This window comes from Planococcus sp. SE5232 (assembly GCF_050686535.1).
Taxonomy (GTDB): Bacteria; Bacillota; Bacilli; order Bacillales_A; family Planococcaceae; genus Planococcus.
The window spans coordinates 286,512-308,882 of record NZ_JBOGCP010000003.1 but is presented as its reverse complement, the minus strand read 5'-3'; the positions used below and the strand labels follow the sequence as shown (position 1 = coordinate 308,882).

General features: G+C 40.0%; 17 protein-coding genes and 2 pseudogenes. 13 read left to right on the top strand and 6 right to left on the bottom strand.

Annotated elements, in window-relative coordinates; genetic code table 11:
- The first annotated feature begins 49 nt into the window (after positions 1 to 49).
- Genes ACRC6Q_RS12700 through ACRC6Q_RS12680 form a run of 5 tightly spaced genes read left to right on the top strand, consistent with a single transcriptional unit; the run spans position 50 to position 5,907 of the window.
- Complete coding sequence (locus ACRC6Q_RS12700; RefSeq protein WP_431466710.1) at positions 50 to 1,207, top strand: amidohydrolase family protein; 1,158 nt, start codon at positions 50 to 52, stop codon at positions 1,205 to 1,207.
- A gap of 18 nt (positions 1,208 to 1,225) precedes the next feature.
- Positions 1,226 to 2,605, top strand: coding sequence for an APC family permease (locus ACRC6Q_RS12695; RefSeq protein ID WP_223635264.1), 1,380 nt, complete (start codon positions 1,226 to 1,228; stop codon positions 2,603 to 2,605).
- Positions 2,598 to 3,782 (top strand): M20 metallopeptidase family protein, encoded by a 1,185-nt coding sequence (locus ACRC6Q_RS12690; protein WP_431466709.1) that lies wholly within the window; start codon positions 2,598 to 2,600, stop codon positions 3,780 to 3,782. Before ACRC6Q_RS12695 ends, ACRC6Q_RS12690 begins: the two co-directional genes overlap by 8 nt.
- A gap of 2 nt (positions 3,783 to 3,784) precedes the next feature.
- Positions 3,785 to 5,152 carry a glutamine synthetase family protein gene (locus ACRC6Q_RS12685; protein WP_431466708.1) on the top strand — a complete coding sequence of 456 codons (1,368 nt, stop codon included), beginning with the start codon at positions 3,785 to 3,787 and terminating at the stop codon, positions 5,150 to 5,152.
- A gap of 41 nt (positions 5,153 to 5,193) precedes the next feature.
- On the top strand, positions 5,194 to 5,907 hold the full coding sequence (locus ACRC6Q_RS12680) for a type 1 glutamine amidotransferase (RefSeq protein ID WP_431466707.1): 714 nt from the start codon (positions 5,194 to 5,196) through the stop codon (positions 5,905 to 5,907).
- A gap of 260 nt (positions 5,908 to 6,167) precedes the next feature.
- Here ACRC6Q_RS12680 and ACRC6Q_RS12675 read toward each other — a convergent pair whose 3' ends face one another.
- Complete coding sequence (locus tag ACRC6Q_RS12675) at positions 6,168 to 6,533, bottom strand: PH domain-containing protein (protein ID WP_431466706.1); 366 nt, start codon at positions 6,531 to 6,533, stop codon at positions 6,168 to 6,170.
- Between the two features lie 209 nt (positions 6,534 to 6,742).
- Between ACRC6Q_RS12675 and ACRC6Q_RS12670 the strand changes: the two genes are divergently transcribed.
- The 3 genes and pseudogenes from ACRC6Q_RS12670 (at position 6,743) to ACRC6Q_RS12660 (ending at position 8,632) form a co-directional block, all read left to right on the top strand.
- Positions 6,743 to 6,955: a hypothetical protein gene (locus ACRC6Q_RS12670; RefSeq protein ID WP_431466705.1), complete on the top strand. Its 213-nt coding sequence runs from the start codon at positions 6,743 to 6,745 to the stop codon at positions 6,953 to 6,955.
- Positions 6,956 to 7,326: 371 nt separating this feature from the next.
- Positions 7,327 to 7,533: pseudogene (locus ACRC6Q_RS12665) on the top strand (TIGR00366 family protein); the annotation flags it as partial.
- Between the two features lie 301 nt (positions 7,534 to 7,834).
- Complete coding sequence (locus tag ACRC6Q_RS12660; protein WP_431466704.1) at positions 7,835 to 8,632, top strand: Ltp family lipoprotein; 798 nt, start codon at positions 7,835 to 7,837, stop codon at positions 8,630 to 8,632.
- Between the two features lie 295 nt (positions 8,633 to 8,927).
- On the opposite strand, the gene ACRC6Q_RS12655 is transcribed toward ACRC6Q_RS12660, so the two are convergent.
- Positions 8,928 to 9,200 carry a hypothetical protein gene (locus tag ACRC6Q_RS12655; protein WP_431466703.1) on the bottom strand — a complete coding sequence of 91 codons (273 nt, stop codon included), beginning with the start codon at positions 9,198 to 9,200 and terminating at the stop codon, positions 8,928 to 8,930.
- A 221-nt stretch (positions 9,201 to 9,421) separates the two neighbouring features.
- Entirely contained in the window at positions 9,422 to 9,856 is a 435-nt protein-coding gene (locus ACRC6Q_RS12650; RefSeq protein ID WP_431466702.1) for a hypothetical protein, read from the bottom strand.
- A gap of 269 nt (positions 9,857 to 10,125) precedes the next feature.
- Between ACRC6Q_RS12650 and ACRC6Q_RS12645 the strand changes: the two genes are divergently transcribed.
- Positions 10,126 to 11,736: a DUF2075 domain-containing protein gene (locus ACRC6Q_RS12645; RefSeq protein WP_431466701.1), complete on the top strand. Its 1,611-nt coding sequence runs from the start codon at positions 10,126 to 10,128 to the stop codon at positions 11,734 to 11,736.
- A 449-nt stretch (positions 11,737 to 12,185) separates the two neighbouring features.
- Positions 12,186 to 13,700, top strand: a complete 1,515-nt coding sequence (locus tag ACRC6Q_RS12640) for a hypothetical protein (RefSeq protein ID WP_431466700.1) — start codon at positions 12,186 to 12,188, stop codon at positions 13,698 to 13,700.
- A gap of 654 nt (positions 13,701 to 14,354) precedes the next feature.
- Here ACRC6Q_RS12640 and ACRC6Q_RS12635 read toward each other — a convergent pair.
- Entirely contained in the window at positions 14,355 to 15,365 is a 1,011-nt protein-coding gene (locus tag ACRC6Q_RS12635; RefSeq protein WP_431466699.1) for a reverse transcriptase family protein, read from the bottom strand.
- Positions 15,366 to 15,522: 157 nt separating this feature from the next.
- Positions 15,523 to 17,508, bottom strand: coding sequence for a retron Eco8 family effector endonuclease (locus ACRC6Q_RS12630; protein ID WP_431466698.1), 1,986 nt, complete (start codon positions 17,506 to 17,508; stop codon positions 15,523 to 15,525).
- 386 nt (positions 17,509 to 17,894) lie between these two features.
- Here ACRC6Q_RS12630 and ACRC6Q_RS12625 point away from each other — a divergent pair.
- The 3 genes and pseudogenes from ACRC6Q_RS12625 to ACRC6Q_RS12615 form a co-directional block, all read left to right on the top strand.
- Positions 17,895 to 18,298, top strand: a pseudogene (locus ACRC6Q_RS12625) (ABC transporter permease subunit); the annotation flags it as partial.
- Positions 18,299 to 18,547: 249 nt separating this feature from the next.
- On the top strand, positions 18,548 to 19,888 hold the full coding sequence (locus ACRC6Q_RS12620) for a PQQ-dependent sugar dehydrogenase (protein WP_431466697.1): 1,341 nt from the start codon (positions 18,548 to 18,550) through the stop codon (positions 19,886 to 19,888).
- A gap of 407 nt (positions 19,889 to 20,295) precedes the next feature.
- Positions 20,296 to 20,622 carry a hypothetical protein gene (locus ACRC6Q_RS12615; protein ID WP_431466696.1) on the top strand — a complete coding sequence of 109 codons (327 nt, stop codon included), beginning with the start codon at positions 20,296 to 20,298 and terminating at the stop codon, positions 20,620 to 20,622.
- Positions 20,623 to 20,699: 77 nt separating this feature from the next.
- On the opposite strand, the gene ACRC6Q_RS12610 is transcribed toward ACRC6Q_RS12615, so the two are convergent.
- Positions 20,700 to 22,229, bottom strand: a complete 1,530-nt coding sequence (locus ACRC6Q_RS12610) for an FAD-dependent monooxygenase (protein ID WP_431466695.1) — start codon at positions 22,227 to 22,229, stop codon at positions 20,700 to 20,702.
- Positions 22,230 to 22,371: the final 142 nt, after the last annotated feature.

Sequence of the window (22,371 nt, the reverse complement as noted above, 5' to 3'; positions counted from 1 at the left end):
GGAAGAAAGAATTTTTGCGTATGAAAAATGTTAAAGGGGATGTCAGAAGATGCAAAAAGTGAATTTAAACGGTGTGAAGGTCGTGGATGTCCACGCACATCCTTTTGTAGCAGGAAAAGGGGAAGAAGACGCTATCAGTTTTTTGAAAAAGTTATCGTTGTCCGTCAATCCGAATATGTTCAGCAAAGAAGAAAGTACTGAAAAACACCGGCCAGTGCCCAATTCAAATATGTGGATCCAGATTTTGCTGAGAAACATGGCGCAATATTATTCATGTGAGGAAAGCTTGGAAGAGATCGTGAAAGCCCGCAATAAAAAAGCGGCAGATTATGGGGAATATACAAAGGAATTGTTCCAAGATGTACAACTGAAAGGGTTGATAATGGATTTTGGCTATCCGCAGCCGCCGCTTGACCGAAGCGAATTTGAAGAGTTGAGCGGAGCCCGCGTCTGGGAAATCAGCCGCATCGAACCGATTATGGTTGAACTGGGCAAACAGGGACTGAATTTCGATGAATTCGTGTCCCGTTATAAAAAACAGCTCGAAGAAGATTTGTCTAAGGAAGGAATCGTAGGACTGAAGACCATCATCGCTTACCGAAGCGGTTTGGAAGTCTTGGAAATGGATGAGGATGCAGCGGTCCAAGCTTACGCCGAATTTACCCGGAATGACCGGCTGCCCGCGAAAGCATTCCGTGATTATTGCTTCCATTTGGCGATGGAGGCATGCACAGCGAGCGGCAAATTCATGCATATCCATACCGGCATCGGTGACGGAGATGTAGTCATGACCAAAGCAAGTCCAAGTTTTCTTCTAGATACCTTGAGGAAAGAAAAGTACCAGGACACCAAAGTCCATTTAGTGCACGGCGGTTATCCATGGATGGAAGAGGCGGCGTTCATTGTCAGCATCTTGCCGAATGTCTACATGGATATCTCCTTGCAGAATCCATTTGCTGGCCACGGCGTCGAGCGCATCATTTCACAAGTACTCGAATTAGCGCCTTTCAATAAAGTGATGTATGGCTCAGATGCTTTTACTATACCTGAAATGAATTGGATGGGGGTGAAGATTTTCATTGACTGTTTTGAACGGGTCTTGAATGACTGGGTGGAAAAAGATTATATGAATGCGGAAAAAGCACGTTATATAGGGGAAATGATTTTATATCGCAATTTTGAAGAAATCTATCAGACAAAAATTTAAACGAAATGGGGAAGCGATATGAGTCATCATTTAAGTCTTGATTTAGAGCCAAAAAGAACGTTAAAGTTTTGGCATATCTGGGCATTGGGAGTAGGTGCGGTGGTCGGAGATGGTATTTTCCTTTTAATGGGGCAAGGAATTGCTACAGCCGGCCCGAGCTCAATCATCTCCTATCTGGTTGCTGGATTGTCCCAATTGTTTTTGATTATGGCTTTGATCGAATTGGCGATTGCCATGCCGAATGCCGGTGGGATGTCGCTATGGGTGGAAAGAATGATGGGGAAATCCTGGGGCTTTTTAGCAGGTTTCACCTTTGCGATCGGTTGGATCATTGCAGGAGGAAGTGTCGGTTTAGCACTCGGAACCATTACAATGTGGTTCTTCCCTGGCTTGACAGGCAGCTGGTGGCCAGCGTTTTTCGCGATATTCTTCATTACGCTTTTTGCACTGGTCAATATTCTAGGGACGGTTTTCACCGCCCGCTTCCAATTGTATATGGTAGTGGCGCTTGTTGGAGTGATGGTGGTGTTTGCAGTGATTGGGTTGAAGGATGTCGATTTAGCAAACTTCTCACCGATGATGCCTTATGGTCTTGAAGGATTTTTCGGTGCCATCCCGCTTGGAACTTACGCATATCTTGGTGCATTGACATTGGTAACAGCTGGAGCGGAAGCCATCAATCCACAGCGTGATATGCCCCGGGCGTTAATCTGGGCAAGTGTGACATTCATTGTGTTGTATTCATTCGCACATTTTGTGCTGCAAGGTATTATTCCATGGAACGAAGTAACGATGGACAGTTCACCGTTCACAGTGGCTGCCGGTCAAGTGTTTGGAGTGGCAGGTGCATTCATTATGAACATCGCCGCTTGGATTGCTGCAGCTACATGTATTTTGATGGGTACTATGTACGCCGCTTCCCGTATTTTTTATCAACAGGCACGTGATGGCATGCTGCCAAAATTTTTAGGATCGATTCATACGAAGACGTATACACCTGTCAACGCTATTATCGTCATTTGGGCAATCACCATTGTATTGATCCTTGTGGGTCAGATAAACCCTGACTTCCTTTATGTTGAACTATCAAACCAATTGGTAATTGCGTGGTTGTTCTCCTGGAGCCTTGCATTAATCGCTGGTGTTTTGTTCCGTATTAAGCATAAAGAAGAAGTGGCGCAATTGTCTTGGAGACAGCCGTTGTTTCCGCTATTTCCAATTTTGAGCTTTATCGGCATCGCCGTGATTTTATACGGGTCATTCGTCAGTTCCATCATGACATTGGTTCGCGGGGGAATTTGGCTTGCCGTACTACTTATTTTATTTATGATTTTCAATAAACCCGGTTCCCGACAGACTGAAGGACCAGTGGAAGTGGAGAAAATGACAAATGACTGATACCCTTTACAGAATCTCTTCAGAGATGGCTGACCGTGTCATTGGAATTAGAAGGCATTTGCATCAATATCCGGAGTTATCCTTTCAGGAATACGAAACGGTCAACTATATCTGCTCCGTATTGAATGAATGGGAAATTCCTTATCAAACCATCGGAGAGACGGGTGTCTATGTGGACATCACGGGTGACATCGAAGGTCCAGCAATCGGCCTGCGGGCGGATATCGATGCGCTGCCAATCCAAGAAGAAGCGGAAGTCGATTTCCGTTCAAAAAAAGAGAACGTCATGCATGCATGCGGCCATGATGGCCATACCGCAATTTTACTGGGCGCTGTTTACGAATTAAATCGCAACAAAGATACACTAACAGGAACTGTCCGCTGTATTTTTCAACCTGGCGAAGAAGCCGACGGCGCTGCACTGGCATTGATCGACCAAGGGATTCTGGAAAACCCGAAAATTGAATCGGTGACCGCTTTGCATGTCTGGCCATACTTGCCGCACGGAACCGTGGGCATCAAAAAAGGAAGCATGACAGCTTCTTGTGATGACTTCAAAATAACTGTTATGGGAAAAGGCGGCCATAGCGCCAGACCGCATCAAGCAGTCGACGCCATTACCGTGTCTTCACAAATTCTTCATTCCCTGCAGCTTGTAGCCGCTAAAAAAATCGATCCCGTTCATCCGAAGGTCATTCATGTCGGAAAGATCAATGGGGGAGAAGCGAGCAATATCATCGCTTCCAGCTTAGTGATGGAGGGAACTTACCGTTCTATGAACGCAGGAATCCGGCAACAAATACAAAAAGAGATAGAACGCGTTTGCCAAGCTGCAGAAATTCAATGGAACGCGAAAGTGGAAGCGGAATTTACGCTCGGCGCTCCTCCTATCGATAACGATTCGGCCATGACGGAGCTGTTCATTGAAACAGCTCGCGATTTGCTGGGGTCTAGCCATGTATACGAATTGGCAGAGCCTTCTCTTGGTGCGGACGATTTCGGTTATTTTTCTGAACGGGTACCCAGCATCTATTTCCGGCTGGGGATTAAAAAAGAAGACCCGATTACTTATGACTTGCATCATTCGAAATTCAATTTTGATGACTCGGTCCTTTTGACAGGAGTCAGTTTGTACGTAAATTACGCAATGAAATTATTGCAGAAGGCGAGGTCCTGAAAATGACTCAACAAACTTCAGAAAAGCAGATGGAAATCAACAACGTCCTCGGTAGAATCGAAAAAGAGGACATTGATTACATCCGGATCGAATTCCTAGATTACACTGGATCCACGCGGGCTCGGACGATCCGACGTGAGCAGATTGTAGACGCCATGGAAAAAGGAGTCAACTTCAGTGCAGCAATCATGGATTTCACAATGTTCGATACGTATATTCCAAACCCCTTATACGGCTCAGATGCTGGAGACTTTTTCGCTATGCCGGACCCTTGGACATTCGTCGTCTTACCACATCGACGGAAGACTGCCCGGATGTTTTGTGACCTGGTTGATGAAAATGGCAATCCATGGGCAGGGTGTCCCCGCAGCGCCTTGAAAAAGTTATTGAAAGAGGCAGAAGACGTTTTAGGCGGACAAATCAAGATGGTCTATGAACAGGAAGCGTATTTATTGAAAGAAGAAGAAGGTCGATTGGTGCCGGCGGACAGTAGTCCTTGTTTTTCGACTGACGGACTGGATATCCAGGATGAATTCATCCAAAGATTCATCGAAACCATGTCGGAAATGGGCGTGGAAACCGAACAGGTCTCCAGTGAATATGGCCCGGGACAAGTAGAAATCAATTTGAAATACGATAACTGCCTGAAGGCCACCGACGATCAGGTGACGTTCAAGCAATTGTTCAAACATTTGGCGAGAGAAATGGGAATGGTGGGGACCTTGGCACCGAAGCCGTTCAACGATTTGGCGGGCAGCGGTCTGCATGTTCATATCAGCTTGTTTGATGAGGGAAAAAACTTGTTTAAAGACAGCAATGACAGCCGGGGGTTGGACCTGTCTGAAACCGCCTATCACTTTATCGGCGGTATTCTTCATCACGGAAAAGCTTTGTCGGCCATCGGAGCTCCGACGGTCAATTCCTATAAACGGATGGTGCCTGGTTCATGGGCACCTGCACATATCTGTTACGGTGCCGGTAACCGGTCGAGCCTGGTGCGTGTACTCGAGCCTCGGCGTGAAAGACGTTTTGAATATCGCGGCGCAGATGGAACATGCAACCCGTATTTACTGTCTGCTTCCCTAATCGCTGCGGGCCTTCATGGTGTCCGTCAAAAAATGAATCCGGGAATGCCGCTTGAAAAAGATGCGGGAAGCTTATCCGGTCAAGAACTGGAAGCGCTCGGCATCGAATGGGTGCCCCGTGACCTTAAAGAGGCATTAGATCATTTGAAGGAAGATACAATTTTGGCCGAAACCATTGGACGTGATATCTGGCAGGAATTCATTAAAGTTAAACAAGAAGAATGGAATTTGCATTTTTACCGAGTAGAAGAATGGGAACGCAAATTGTATTCTACTATTTATTAAAAAGAGAATAGGCATTTAAATGATAGAAAGAGTGAAAGCTGATGAAAATACTTATCGTTCAGCCCGACCAAGTTGCTTCTCCGGGAGAAACCATAGCAGCATTAGAACAACAAGGGATTGATTATGAGCTTATGGAAATGGAGAGTGAGACAGACCTTTTGCAAAGGGCGCTACAATTCGAGGCCATGGTGATCCTGGGCGGGGTAATGGGAGCAAATGATGAGGATGCATTTCCTTTTTTGAAAGCTATCAAAGAGACAATTCGACTATTTCATGAGCAAAATAAACCGATTTTTGGAATCTGTCTCGGTGCTCAATTGATCGCCTCCGCCTTCGGTGGAAAAGTAGAAAAAATGGGGACTACTGAATTTGGAATCACAGAACTAACCCAAACCGCTGAAGCGGAGAATGATCCGGTTTTCAATGTGTTGCCTCTGCATTTCCGTTTCATGGAATGGCATGAAGACCGCTTCGATTTACCAGATTCGGCCACATTGTTGGCATCCAGTGCGCTCTATCCGAATCAGGCGTTCCGAATCAAAGACAATATATACGCCATTCAATTTCATCCCGAAGTCAACGAACAATTGATCAAGCAGTGGGTTGCAGAAAAAAAAGATGACATCTCGGAAATTAATCCATCGTTTATTCCGGCTCTGGAACTTGAGGTGCTGCCGGCTTTAGCTGTTTCGACTCCCTATTACCGTCAAATGATTAGTGCTTGGCTCAAGCGTTCTTCTGCAACTAGTAAATGAACAGTATGAAGTGCAGAAAGTGAAAAAGCGCATCCTTAAGTAAAAAACGGTTATAGAAATTTCTGGATAGTATGTGACAATTTATTTTCCATAGGTTGAAGCACCCGATGTTTCAGCATGTCGGGTGTGTTTTTCCATTTTATTCATTTTAATAAGTCTTAAAGGAAACGTGTCTTTCGCCGGAAGGTAAAATTTCTGTCGAAGTTAAAAAGGTATTTAAAAAAGCCATTTCCCTCAAGGAAATGGCCATTTGTCCATTCTTACAAAATCGCTTCCGCAATCACCTTATCAAGTTTACGGATATCCACTTTCTTCGCCAAATTCAATTTAAACTTGCCGATACTCGTCCATAGTTCCAGCTCCGTATTAAAATCAAACGTGCCAGCGTTTTCTGATGAGTACATGATGATCGATTTGAAAGGAATGCTGTAGACCTCGACTTTCTTGCCCGTCAATCCCTGCTTGTCGGAAATGATGAAGCGCTTGTCCGTCACGACTGCTGTATCGCGGACCATCTTATAGGCGATTTGCGCCACTTCACCTGGAACTAACAACTCATTAACCGACGTCGGCACATCGATTTCTTGTGTAAACGTCCATGCCAACATTGCATTTAACTCTGCCATAAAAAATGCCTTCTTCTCTAATCTGTTTTTAATAGGCGTAAATTGGAAGTAGAGGAAAGGTAGGCATTACTTTTAGAAGTAATTCCGCAAAGAAATCAATCAGTAAAACAAAGAGAATTCAGCTTTTATTACCCATTGGTTTCCAGTAATTATAGAAGGGTATCAGTAAAGAGAGCTTTTTTCAGACAACCAGATGAAAGTGGGATTTGATGAATAAGCGCGTTAAAAACACGATTTTAGGAACTTTGGTCTTTGGAATCATTGGATTTGTCGCGACCTTTATATTAAATGGTTCACCGGTATGGACTCACATTATCGGCCAAGCCATTGCTGGATTCCTGCTGTACGCCTTAATATTGCCCGCCATGGAAAAAAGAAATAAGCACAACAAAGGAGGTTTATATGGAAAAGAGGAAAAGTAAGTTGGCATCCTGGCTGAAAGAGCCGATAATTTCAAAGAAAGCCGATCCAATCTTGAATTTTTTTCTTGGCTTTTTTGGGTGCGACCATCGGGACGGCCATCTATCAAAATAGCGATATGTCTTATTGGGAATACATCGTACGGATTGTTCCATTCGCCTTTCTGGCCGTGTTTCTTCTCAAAGTCATCAGCACCGTCTGGAGAAAGCGCAGGAAGCAGCAAGATGCGAGCTGATTGAGTCCTATCCTACATATGAATAGCGGGAAGCTTTTGAAGAGCAGGCTGGCTCTTCAAAAGCTTTTTTGTCATGGAGAAAATTATATGGTAGGTGACCAGGCATCTGAATCCTTACGGAACGAATAAAGAAAAAATCAAGCTCTAACTATGCTCGGCACCGATACCACGAAAGTAACCATGGCTATTGCTTAGGGAGACGTTTGGACGAACATGATCTAGCCTTTCTGGGCATTGCCGGCACTGGCAATTGCTGGCCTCAAATCCAAAGACATCATGGGCTTTTGCCTTATTGTGCTGTTTGTCAGTGGGGTTGTGATAGGGCTTGGATTGCTGTTCTTGTAAATGAAACCGATGATTTCGGCTTTACCTGTTTTGGGGCAAGGGCGTTTTTGTGTTCTGGAAATAACATAAATCTGTGTAGAGAGAACGAGAAGAAATAAAGGCGACCAAATTTGGTGGAAATTAACTACCCACGTGCTATATAAACCTCCCGAGTATTGTGGTATATTATCAATTAAGTAGTTCTAATTGATTACTTAAGGTGAATAAAAAGACCTATCTGCATCTGTAAGTGGTTTGTTTAACTTACGGTTCATAAAATCATCATTATCATATCTTCACTATCTGAAAGGAGCGGGTACTTATGTGGAAAAACAAAAAGATTTTATCGGTTGCTGGACTAATGATTCTTTTAAGCGGTTGCAGTCAGGAGACGCTTGAGGCAGACGAACCTGTGCTTGAAGTGGCAGAAGTCGACGCTGCAGAGACAGAAAAAGCTGCAACAGAAGAAAAGGCAGAGGCTGAAGTAGAAGAGAAAGAAAAAGCTGAGGCAGAAGCAAAAGCTGAGAAAGAAGCACAAGCAAAAGCTGAAGCTGACGCAAAGGCTGAAGCGGAAGCAGTAGAAAAAGCGGAAGCAGAAGCGAAGGCACTTGCAGAAGCAGAGGCAAAAGCAGAAGAACAAGCGAAAGCCGAAGCTGAAGAAGCAGAGCGTCAAGCAGCGGAAAATGCTGGGTCAGCTTCACAGCAACAAGCGGTCGGAATGGCCCAAGATTATATCGCGTATACTGCGTTTTCGAAAAGCGGACTCGTCGAGCAATTGGAATTCGAAGGTTTTAGTAACGCGGATGCATCTTACGCTGTAGAACAAATCGATGTAAACTGGAGCGCACAGGCAGTGAAATCGGCTGAAGATTATATCTCGTATACGCCGTTTTCACAAAGTGGATTAGTCGAACAATTGGAATTTGAAGGTCATAGTAACGCGGATGCAACTAACGCGGTAGGAGAAATAACTGTGGACTGGAGCGAACAAGCCGTATTGGCAGCCGAAGATTATATCGAGTATACTTCCTTTTCAAGATCTGGATTGATTGAACAATTGGAGTTTGAAGGATACAGTAATGCGGATGCTACTCATGCAGTGGATACGATAGGGCTTTGATAAAAAGGAGCAAGACTTTGGAGTAAGGAGCTGCTGTTTTTCAGCTACTCCGTTTAATCAGCAGCTAAAAATTAATTTTAAATAAGTTTAAGGGACCGCTAACATTGTTGTCAGCGGTCTTTTCGATACTTTGAATTAGTGATTTTGAAATCCAGCCGCTGCTATAAAAAAATCAAAAACATTCCCACTCTAAGCTATTCTAAATCTGGATAAGGTCTTACGCTAAAGAAACCTCCAAGCAGTATTCATGCTTGGAGGTTTCTTTAGCTTGAAGGCAAAAATCTATGATTCAACCTCAGCAAATCGTCCTCTCACCCATCTCAATTTCACCACTCTGCCCATCCAAGTAATCAACGCCCCATTCGCAATTCCCTTCGTTTTCCCACTCAACCACATACCGGCCGCGCTCATAGCTGATCGAAATGATTTCTACTGTCCCAAACGAATTCGTATGTCGCTGCTCGACAATCGCTTCTGCCTCTGCTTCTGTAATCTCCGGATCAGCGTTGGAGCAGCCGCTGAAGATGAGAAGGAATGTAAGGAATATGCCAATACTAACTTTTTTCATATGGTTCACCTCTTGTTAGGTAGACGGGCATACAATAGATAAAGTTACTTAATAAAGCAGATTGAAAACTGACTCTAAACTTCCGCTTTTTCTCTCATTCAGTTATATCCATACTCATTAAATAAACTGCTTCCCTGCGTCGAACGCAATTCAAGGACAGAAAAATACTGAATAAGAAAGTCGACAAAATCAGTAGCAATAAGAAACCCCACTCCATTATTCTACCGGGTCAATGTCTCACTAACAAAATCAAACTCATACGATTCAACCTCGAAAATTTGCACCACATCATTTTCCACCACATCATCTCGAGGCATGACATTGATGGTGACATGGTCATCATCTGTCCAAACTACTTCGAAATAATCGATATAGGGCATCCGGATTTCTTCAATTACCACATAGTCCTCCAAGAGATTTCCATATTCGCCATAGTAAAGTCGTAAGGAGTGAAACATGGGTTCTCCAGTGGCATGCAATCCGACATTGTCTTCCTTATACATTTCCTGGAGCTCGATAATATTCATCTGGTTTGGAGAAGCATTTGCTTGAATGGAAAAGCCGCCAATAATTTCAGACTCGCCATAAGGATCGTCTGGCTGACAGCCGAATAAAAGCAGTGCGATGAAAAACAAAAGAATTATAATTTTGAGCATTTGTGGTCCTCTCCTTAGGTGTTGCCGACGTTGGATCACTTACTAATGAAACGTTGCGACAGTTGGGAAGTTTCGTTTGAAATTAGTCTTTAATAACTGCTAATAAATTTTCCAAAAGTAGACAATTAATAGTTAAATAATGCTAATATTAAGACATTAGTATTATCATGTTATTTTTGAATCAACATTTTAAACAAAGCTATAAGCACTTGAAATACATAGTTAATAACAATCATTGAATCTGCTGCATCCAGAGAGGCTGAATATCTATGGGGATAACCGAACTGAAAACCTGGGATTTTAATAAATCCACCTTAGAAAGTATCAAGAAGGATACTTACTTCGACTATCCAGTAGTTTATTTTCTTAATAACAATACGACCGTATATATCGGAGAAACGGTAGCTTTTAAAAATCGGATGAAGGCTCACTTGAATAATATCGAGCGTAAGAAATTAGAAAAAATGACTCTCATTATTCATGCAGAATTTCACCGCTCGGCTACATATAATATCGAAACCAAACTCATCAATTATTTCTTAGGCGATGATCGCTACAAGCTGCAGAACAAGAGCCAGACTGCGCAGAGCGTCACGCACAACTACCATAACAAGGAATTCTACGACAAAGTGATTTTCAATTATATATGGAAAGAATTATTGAAAAGGAAGATGGTTAATAACCCTGCTCATGTAATTGAAAACAGGGACATCTTCAAACTTTCACCTTTTAAAGAGCTGACAATGACGCAGCTCGAGCTTAAAACAAAAATTCTGGAAGTATGCGAAGAGCACATGCATGATGATGAAACGTTTGTATTCATGGTGAAGGGCGAAGCGGGTGTTGGGAAGAGTGTGGTCCTAAGTTCCGTGTTCAATAGCATCCAAGAGCTGACGGCTGACAAAAATTCCAATCTTCATCAAACAAAGAATTATCTGCTCGTCAATCATTCAGAGATGCTGAAAACGTATAAAAACATCGCTGCCAATGTGAAGTTCCTTAAAAAGAATAACTTCGATAAGCCCACAAGCTTCATTAACAAACAAAAGAAAACTGCAGAAAAAGCAGATATTGTCTTGGTCGACGAAGCGCATTTATTGCTGAGCAGAGCTGATGCTTTCAATGGATTCAATGAAGACAATCAATTGGAAGAAATCATTAAACACAGTAAAGTCGTCATCGTTGTCTACGACGAAAAACAGATCTTAAAACTCAAAAGCTTTTGGGACGAGGAGCGACTGAAGAATTTAGTGCCGGACCATCAGACGGAAGAACCTTATATTTTAAAAGAACAGTTTCGCATGAATGCTGGAGACGATGTAATCGGCTGGATCGATAATTTTGTAGAGAAGCGAATTGGTAAACTTCCTAAAGACGAGCTGTATGACTTTAAAATATTCAATTCCGCTAAGGAAATGCATGATGCCATAGTGGAAAAGAATAAAGAACACGGCCTCTCCAGAGTGGTTTCGACATTCGATTATGAGCATAAGAAAGATGGCGAGCAGTACTACATTAGAGAAGACAGTCTCGAAATCCCCTGGAATTCAACCGATACCAAAAACACCTGGGCAGAAAAGCCGGAGACCATCAAAGAAGCGGGATCCATCTACACGATTCAAGGCTTCGATCTGAATTATGTAGGCGTGATATTGGGCCCATCAGTTATTTATGATGAGCATAATAATTGTTTGAAGATCCTTACTGAAAGATATAGCGACACTGAAGCTTTCAGAGGAAAAGATGGCATTGAGGATGTTGAAAGAGCGAAGGAGCAGATCATATTGAATTCGATTAATGTGTTGATGAAGAGGGGGATAAAGGGGCTTTATGTTTATGCTAGTGATGAGAAGTTGAGGGAGCGGCTTTTAGAGTTATAACAGCAAAGTAAAGTATCTTGTACAACTGACTAGAAGGGAACAATTAGGGCAGCGATTTCAACTATTAAATTGAGCTTTTCACAAAGAAATTTATGAAAATTGATTATTGATTAGAGAAAAAGTGTGCAGCTAGGGCAGATTATGAGTCGGAGAGTAACACTAAAAGAATAAATAGAGAACTTCTAAAAATGAAATTATCGAGGTCAGTAAATTTGCTAAGCTTGGAATAATCTAACACCTAGGTGAAATAAATTGACTCATCAAATTGGCTGTACTCCTATCGTTTAAAGATTAGAGCTAGAATGAATAGATGACATTAGTGATAGGCTGTTGCCTACAATCAGAATCCCTTACTAATTCCTCTAGCAAGTATTAAAACTACAAAAGCGTTCCCGTGCTGGCAACAAATGAAAAATGAACATCTACTAGCTTTTTAAAGGAGAAACCTTATGTTAACAAAAGATAGTATTGAAAGAGTTATAAGAAAAAGAAATCGAAGAGGCAATAACCTTCTACGAGATATTCAAATCGTTCAAAGTTATTTTGGACTCGGGATTCAACCAGCTACTACTTATCAGTCTCTTGCTGATGAATATGGAGGAATGACTCGGGAAAGGATTCGACAAATCATTGAAGGTAAGTTTATCCAAAAGGTGCAGGAAGAGGACAAAGATGCTATCTATGAAATTGAAAGTATAATAAGCGAGTTTGCAAAAATATGGTTTAAAGATTTGAAAGGCATATTGGAGCAACGAGGGTTTGCAGATAAGGGGCTTCATGATAATGGATTATATAATCTTGTGGATGTGTTTGGAATGTGCCCAGAGTATGAAGTATGTACAGCAGACTTTGATTTACCTACCCGATCTGATTTTAAAGATAATGTTTCTATATTTATGGTGCGAAGAAATGAAAAGGACATACTTCATAAAGAGCTTCAGATTATACGAGATGTATTAGGGATGCACGGTATTGCATGTTTGGAAAAGGTGTTCGATCAGGAGAACCTCGACAAACGAAACATTCCTTTTTTTAGAAGCCTTCTTACTCATTCAAAAGAATACTGGACACATGCAAATCAAGAGGGCTTATGGTACCTCTGGGAGGCTAGGGATAGTGTCTTATTAAACGTGCTTGAGAAAGTTGCATTTGTTACAAAAAAAATTCCAATCGAAATCCTATCCGATGTGGTACATCGCTATATTAATCGACGCACTTTGCAGTTTGGAACTCCAAGTCAAAAAATAATCACTATTTACCTCGAAGAAAGCACAAAAACAATCTACGAAAATGATGAGATAACTCTTTTAGTAGATGAAAAAGCTCTTAATAACATTGAGCAAAATATCTTGCGATTTTATCGGGAGAGAGATGAGATAAATTTACCTTATAGCGAACTAAGTAATTATCTTGAATCACTTGGTTATCTAAAGCCTAATTATGATAAAGCTTTATTTCAATCCCCTATACTTTATATTGATCGAAGTGATGGAAGAGGTAATTATCAATTTATAATCATTGATGCTTTAGCATCAATGAACTTGTATGAGAAAACTAAGAAACGACTTGAAAGATTAGGGGGAACAAGTATCTTGGCAGAAGTCCAACTTCGTAGAGAACAATCCATTCTAAGAGAATGGCTGTTCTTCGGGAAGACCTCAGAATACTGTGCAATTTGCGGGAAATTGTATAGTATTTGTAACATGGTTTGTGCTCATAAAAAGAAGAGAGCCAATTGCATAGAAGATGAGAGAACTGATCCATATATAGTTATGCCACTTTGCTTGTTTGGATGCGATATTATGTATGAACACGAATATTTCGAAATATTAGAAGGAAAAGTTGTTGTCTATATAGGGGATTTGATGGAGATAGAGAAAGAATACGTTATGGGTATCAATGGTCGTGAAGTAGATGTTCGTTGGCTTAAGGGTAATACGGATTATTTCAAACGTAAATATTAGAAAAAATTACAGCGAATTAAATGCCATTGCACTTTGATTCAGGAGCTTCAAAAAAATGTTGTAAAAAATCAACTGACTCAACTCAGTATCGCGCTGCTTTGTAAAAACTATTCTAAATGATTTTGACAATACACTACAAATATTCTATACACTCCACATCTGTACTATCAAAATTTCGGATGTGGATTTTTCATTTTAGTCACTCGTATAAACGGTTTGAACTGCACCTCCATTGTTAGATACAACTAACAATGGAGGTGCAGTTTTTCTATGGTGAAATTTACTGTTGAAACTGAGGTAAGACCTCTCCAAGAATACTAGCCGGTCATCAGTCGAAAAAAAGTAACCAGAAGATACGGCATGGATTGCAAGGGGCTTGTAACCACTAGAATAAATCGGCTCTTTGTAACCGCTAAACTAGAGAGAGCAATTTCATTCACCAAAAGAGCGTAAGAACCAATCTAGTTTAACGTTTACACCGTTCCAAAAATTAAACTGCCATTCCCCGATTGAGTATCGGACAATGGCAGTCTAGGTTTTTTTCTTGTGTCTTATATTACTTGGTCAGTTCATTTTTCAAGGGAGGTTTTTTCAGTGGTCCGCTTAATACTGAAGTCATCTAAGATAAGTGGGCTATTGAAAAAATTTCAAATACTAGAGTTGACTTAATTGAAGAACGGACTTTTCAATATTTTTTATTTGATTATTAACTTTAGAATTTCTAATTTTATCTTTCTGAAATCTTTTAAATCCGATTAAAAATGACCTATGTCCATTTAAATATCTAATTAAACTTTCTATAGTATAAAAATGACGGTCATTGTTTCCTTCAGAGGTTTTTAAACTACTTAATATTTTGGGCGCAGTGGTTTCATTATCACAAATATATAATACTCTATTCAATGACGCAGTTTTTTTTCTACTTAGTCTAATTTGATCTCCCACTACATATCCGTTAAACCTTATTTCTTGTGAGCTTTTTCTTACTTTCATAAAGTTAATATCAAAATGATTTTCCTTTAATATTTTCTTTAAAGTGTTTAGAAAAAAGGCTTTAAGTACAACATTTGATTCTGATGAAAATAATAAATCGTCAGCATATCGGGTGTACTTAACATTAAACCTTTCGCAATATTTTAATAGCCGAATATCAATCCTTCTAAAAACGATATTTGATAGACAGGGAGAAGTAACTGCCCCTTGAGGCAAAGAACTATCAAGCGTAACTATACGGTTGATAGTACGAAGTATTTCTCTATTCTCCTCGATAGAATCAGTTTTAATATAATGGCTTAATGATTGAGCCACTTTATCGGAAGAAATTGAATGAAAAAAATCTTTTATATCTACTTTTAAAAAGTGTCTTACTTCATCTTTAGGATAGGTGTGCTTGTTTAAAAAATCAAAATAGGATCTACCCTTTACAAAGCCATAGCAACTCTCAGATAAAGGAATGCTTTCTAAGAATCGGTGTAAAAGCTTTTTTTGTAGTACGTATAGTTCAGTATCTTTTTTTAGACATTGGATTTTTCGAACACCGTTTCTTTTCGGTTTGTGCATTAAAGAATACGCATTCGAAACTTCTTCTTGTTTAAGTAATTTAGTATTATTTTTAGTTGTACTTAGAATATATTTATAAAAGAAATCTCCCTGATATATAAACAATATAAACCCTCCTTTAGTACCTCTCAACGCCTCGCTGTGCGACAGATTAAAGGCGACTATACATGCTAACCAGATTGTTGTTACAAGGTGTTATTTTATTTCCTAAGGTTTTTAAATCACTTAGGTCTCCACCTAAAAATTCATGATGGAAAAATTTCTACTTAATTAAATTTAAGAGGTTATTTAATATGCTTGATAACTCAGGGAAATCATTATTAAACTTATCTCTTCTTTGAGTTATTGTCAAATCTTCGTGTTCTTCAAACCAGTAGTCTAAAAAAGAAGTTATCCACTGCGTTTTATCTGTGCTCAAACTATCAATATCTGCAAATAATTGATTAATAATGCTATTTGAAAGGTTCTTTTTTTTGTAATGCTCATTCATTTGTTTTCTAGTTAAAATATTATCGAATTTTCCTTTTTGTATAAGTCTTGCAATAGTTATGTTTATATTTCTGTTTTTATATGTCGAAAAAAGGGCCCTAATAACTAGCAATTTTTTAGGATTTTCAGATTCGAGCCAACTAATATATATCTTAATAGTTTGTCGATTAATTAGGCATCCTTCAAGAGTAGTTTTTACAGGAAAAACACTGTACTCTAAACAATATCTATTAATTAAATTTAATAACTCCTCATGATAAATATTCTTACCTTTTAGAATTCCCCAATAGTCATCAAAATAAAAATTAACATTTTTAGTAACTCTCAGTATTTGATTTCTAACATGGAGAGTATCAGTACGCTTTTGTCCGTAATGAAAAATCTCCTTTTTTTGCATATTAGTATCTGCAAATGGATTGTAAATACTAGATTTTGTCAAAAAATTGATTTTTGACGTTGAATAATCATATGTAAAAATTTTATCAGAATCAACTATTGTTAAATATGGGATAGATAAGTCTTTCTCTTTAGGATGTATGACTTTAAGTTTCTGATTGTTACTATCAAAACTATAGAAGCTAATTCTTTTTAAGGTTGGAAATAATTCATTTAATCTTTTATGATGATATAGTTCCAACTCAGAAATACCTTCTACAAAGGCAATAGCTTCTGAAAAAAAATAACTTGCTTCTTCCTCAGTGATTAAATTTTTACCTTTAAGATTTAACAAATAATTCATTTTGTTACAAATAGTATAATTGTCAACTAATTTCAAGTGGTATAAATTTACATCTTTATTTTCTGACATTAATGTTTTTAAAAGTCTTGAAGAGTGTGTCGCTAATATTATTCTGATTTTAGAGTTACTTTCAATAAAGAGTTCTGCTAGTTGGTCAATATACTTGGGATGAAGACCGATCTCTGGTTCATCAATTAGTATTATAGGATATTTAATTTTAAAACCAGGTATTAAATTAATTAATTTTAAAAAAATTTTAATGTAATTAAATGAATTCAAACCATCGGAATAATGTTCTAAATCTTTTTTATCGTAGGTAAAACTATTCCCACCAATTAAAAATTGATATAGTCCTGAGTTTATATTACTAGTTTTAATTTCAATACCGTTACCAGCTATTGTTTCCCTTATAACATCTAAATATGTTTTATTAGTTTTCTTATTAATTTGAGGAAATGATTTTTCAATCGCCTCTTTTATATCTTTATCCTTTTTTTGGGGGAATCTTCCAATGTCGGCTACTACATCCCAAATAGTTTCCCAATCAATTAAATTTATTTCTCTAGTTTTAATTATATACAAAGGAAAAAGATTTTTAATTATTTTTCGGACTTCATAAGACTCTATGTTGAACTTCTTTTCACCAGTTTTACTTTGATTTAATTTAAGTTCTAATATATTTTCATTATTGGCATATTCCTTACAAATTTCTAATAGTTTCCGAAAATAATGGTGTACATTACTATCTATTACTTTGTCACTTAAGGCATTTCTGGCTATAGTTTTTATTAGTTTCATGTCATATTTCAGAATGATTTCAGAGTTCTGAATATAAGGGTTTAGAGAATCTTGCAAATTTACTGTTTCATTAGTGTCAAGAGCATCGTATACATATTTTAGTACATTTATAATGTTAGACTTTCCAGTCCCATTACTTCCGAGTAAGTTGGTGACTTTGTTAAAGTCGATTCTTACAGATTTTAATGATTTAACATTATATATTTCAATAGTTTGTAGCATTAACTTCACTCGCTTCTTAGGAGATATTGTTATTGGAAAGTGCTTGGAAATTCCGGTAAATTAATAGTAACATGATTTTTAAAACTTGATTTATTCCTAGAAACTATTTTTATTGAAATATAATTGAGAGAGAGACCCTGCGAAAGAAACAATTTCAAACGATTTTAACAATACACTACAATTTATACTCTACACATGAAAATTGCGCCTCTATGTCAAATCCAATTCAGTTTATTAACTACGATTACATGAAGAATAAGCCGTATCCAGAAACCTTAAGGGTTAACGGATGCGGCTTTCTTATTTTTATCTCAAAAGGTAAATATTCATAATTTGTCTTACACAGGGATGATCTAAGGACTGCTAGAAATAATGATAGTTGGAAGTTCAGTGCAATTGTGCCTTTATTCCTGTGGTTAGGTACGACAAGGCTGATCCGTTCGCTGGCGCTGCAGGAGAAAGAGCTTGAGTATATCAATGCTTCAAGAACCCTGGGGAGTAACCCAATCAAAATCATATTTTCACAGATGATGCCGAACCTGGTGGATATCATCATCGTAAACGGAACATGATCATTCGCTGCAAATATTGGCATAGAGTCAGGGGTATCTTTCCTCGGCTTCGGTTTCCCTGAAGACTACCTGTCTCTTGGAACATTGCTTTCTTATGCGACCCAGACTCAGGCACTGCAACATAGATGGTGGGGATGGCTGCCAGCAGCATTAAGGATCTATGTGTACGTAACATCGGTGAAGCATTACGCCGTGCAGGGGATGCGAGACAAAGACAGGCTGAATACCTCACAAAAGGCGGCAACTCCGATTGTTGCCTTTTATTAAGATATTATTACAAGAATTTAGTAAATGTCATATAAAAGTAATATTATTATTGTTTTTCAGAAAATTGTGATAGCATTATTTTAGGAGTTTCATATTTTTAGTTAGGACGTGAAAGTCTTAACCATTTTTTTACTGGATTTCAGGGGAAATGAACTTCAATATACATTCAGATTACTATTTTAGAAAGGGGAGAGAAAACGATGACAAAAGTTTCGTGGTCAAGATTACTGTTCTTTATAATGCTGATCTTTGTATTGGCTTTGGCAGCATGTGGCAATGATGAAGCTTCAGACGAAGAAGTAACGGATGAGCCGGATGTTACAACAGAAGAACCTGTGGAAGAGGATGCTGAAACAGAAGAACCTGCTGACGAGGGCGCTGGGGAAAGTACAGATGGAGAACCTGCAGAAACTGAACCAAAAGTTACTGAGTTTGAACCAGCATTTCCAGAACAAACAAGAGCACCTGCAGTAGAGACTGAAACAGAACTTAATGAAGAAATTGTTGTTGACGGTCTTGGCGTGTTATGGGGGATGGCAGAGTTTGAACCAAACCGCTTACTTGTTACGCAAAGAGATACAGCAGAACTTCTTATTGTAAACCTCAATGAGTTTGCTGTTTCAGAACCAATCGAAGGGACACCAGAAGTAAATAACTCAGGTCAGGGTGGCTTACTTGATGTAGCCGTTGCACCTGATTTTGACGATTCAAGATTAGTATTTTTGACGTTTTCTCAAGATGTTGAAGGTGGTACTGTAACTGCTGTCGGTAAAGGTGTGTTATCAGAAGATGAAGCCTCACTTGAAGATTTTGAAGTAATCTTCCAAGCAACACCAGCATATGAAGGTGACTTACACTATGGTGGACGTATTATCTTTGATGAAGATGGCAACCTGTTCTTAACAACTGGTGAACGTTCAGATGATCCAATTCGCGAACGTGCACAAGACTTAGATGCTTACTTGGGTAAAGTCATTCACATTACACAAGATGGAGAACCAGTAGAGTCGAATCCATTTATCGAAGATGAAGACGCACTGGATGGTATTTACAGCTACGGTCACCGTAATATTCAAGGTATAGACTTCCACCCTGAAACAGGAGACTTATGGATTGTTGAATTCGGTCCACAAGCTGGGGATGAACTGAATATTGTTGAACCAGGCAATAATTATGGATGGCCGATTGTTTCTTATGGTATCGAGTACACGGGCGAATTAATCAATGATGGAATTTCAGAACACGAAGCGCAAGGCTTTATTGAACCAAGATATTATTGGGATCCAACAAGTGCGCCAAGTGGTAGTTCATTCTATGATAACGACGCCATTCCTGAATGGGAGAACAACTTGTTCATCGGTGGTTTAGTGTCGAGCTATATTGCACGTGTCGTTATTGAAGGTGACACCATCGTTGGAGAAGAACGTCTATTAACTGATAAAGGCGAACGTTTCCGTGATATTCTTGTAACTGAGGATGGCGCGCTTATTGCAAGCACTGATGGCGGTGCGATTTATAAGATTACGGCAGCAGGTGAATAAAAACGCGCCCCTGTGTCAAAAAGGATTGAGTTACTTAACTACAACTGCATGAAGAATAAGCCGTATCTCGCAGCCTCAAAGGTTAACAGATACGGCTTTCGTATGTTGATCAAAGAAGTAATTGACTTCGATGAAGCACTTAATGCTGTTCAGACTTCCATAAGCAGTATATCTGGGACCATAGATCAGGTTTCCGCCGACTCATATAAACAAGATAGACATTATTCAATCGTGGATTAACTATACCTAATTCTTTCATACCTTCAAACTCATCGCGTATAGAACGAAGTCCCAACAAAATTTATTAAATGAACTAAATATTCTAATATTTTTAATCTTTTGACTAGAAATCGAACGTTAGTTCTGTTATATTAAATGCATACCACTATGGAATGAGGTGTATTTCGATGGTGCTTGCAATCAAAGAAGTGAACGGATTTGAAAAAGGAAAGAAATATACGAAGGAACTTGAGTTTGTTTCTTGCTTTGAAAACGACGAATATCGAGTAATCGCTTTAATAGATAGAGATGGCCATGTTTTTTATTGGACAACTACAGAAGATTCGCTTGAATATCGAAACTTCCGCAAAAAAGCTACTTACACATTTAAAGTTAGCTATATTTCTACAATAGTCGGTCCTTCCAGACCTAAGGTCATTATTGCTGAATTGAATGATGTAACAGCTGAAAACGGCATGTATGGTAAGGCAGCGCAATATAAATTAAATGCTTAATATATATTTGTAAGAAGAGGCTAGAGGAATGATCCCATCATGGGTTCATGCCTCCAGCCTCCTTTTTTATTTCTGTTTCACTCCGCTCCAAAAGCCACAATCCCATAAGTCTCCAAATACATTTTCAACACACGCAGCCACTGCTTTTCAGTCGCAAGCCCCACATGCCCATCCGGTCGAATCAGGTACAGCGCATCTTGTTTGAATCCTGCGTCTTTCATTCTAGCTTCCCAGGCAAACTCATGGAGCTGGAGCGACTGCGAGCGGGCAAAGTCGATGAGCTCGGGCTGCGCTTTGCCGTATATATGAATTTGCCAATCGACGGAGCGCAGCGGCGCAAAATTATCACCGTTTGCGGTTTCAATCCACGGCAAGCGCATGCCGCCGTAGACTTTGCCGGCTTTGCCTTTGCTCAAGTGGCTGTTGCGGTAATTGATGTGGATTTGAGACAAGAACTTAAATGCATTTTTTGAGGGGAAGGAAAATTTGAATACGGACGGCAAGATGTAAGGTACGGCATACTCCCGCAGCAACGTGCCGGGCAGTTTTTGATTGACGATCGTTTGGAATGCTTTGTCGGTCGTCGCGATCAACCGGCGCGCAAAGGCGATGCGCTCTTGTTCGTAGGTGCTCAATATTCTGGGAGCAGCTTTGCCTTGAACCACCGCAGCGAGTTTCCACCCCAAATTGATGGCGTCCCCAATGCCGGTGTTCATGCCTTGTCCGCCGGTCGGACTGTGCAGATGGCCGGCATCGCCCAGGATAAAGGTGCGCCCTTTGGCAAATCGCTCGCTGACTCGGTTATGGACGCGGTAGGTCGAAAACCAATTGACCTTGGCCGCGCTCACGCGGATTTTGCTTTCAATGTAATTGGTGATTTCATGGTACTCGACATCGGTGCGTTCGTTGAATTCCTCGGGCACAATGCCAAGAATTCGTTTGGTGTTGGCGTTGCGGACGTTCATATACAGCATAAAGCCGTCATTGTCCATGTACATGTCCATCTTTTCCATATCGTCTACCGGCTGTTCGGTTACGATATCAGCGACAAAGAATAATTGCTTGTACGTACCGCCGGGAAAGTCGAATCCCAGTCCTTTTCGTACCATGCTGCCGGCCCCGTCGCATCCGCATAAATAGGCGAATTCCGCTGTTTCTTCTGGCTGTCCTTGTTGCTGCATCACGGCGTTCACGCCAACTCCTGTGTCTTCAAACGAAAGCAACGAGGTGTTCCATTCGACTTCGATGCCGATTTTACTTAATTCGTCCACGAGAATTTCTTCGTGCTCGTCCTGCGGCAAACTCAAGATAAACGGAAACGGGCTCAGCCCTTTGCCCAACTCATGGAATTTCACTGTGGCTCTCACCCGTTTGCCGTCGCTGACATCCAGCGACAAAATCGGATGCCCCCGCTTGATGTTGCGTTGGGCCAGGCCCAGTTGCTCGTACTGCTCCAATATGCGCGCATGCACGGCGAGCGCCCGTGACGCTGTGCCGGTTCCTGCGTTTTTATCGATGATCCGAAACGGCACGCCTTGACGCGCCAGGCTATAGGCAAGAGCCAGTCCAGTGGGGCCAGCTCCGACGATTAAGATTTGTGGGTTCATCCTAGAGACCTCCTAATGATTAACACGCCTGCTGATCGATTCAGTTTCAAGTGTCGTGTAAAGCTAAAAAATCGAGTATAGGAAAAGTTCTTATCAGAAAAAAGCAGGTGATACCGAATCGAAAAGATCTTGTACAGCTACT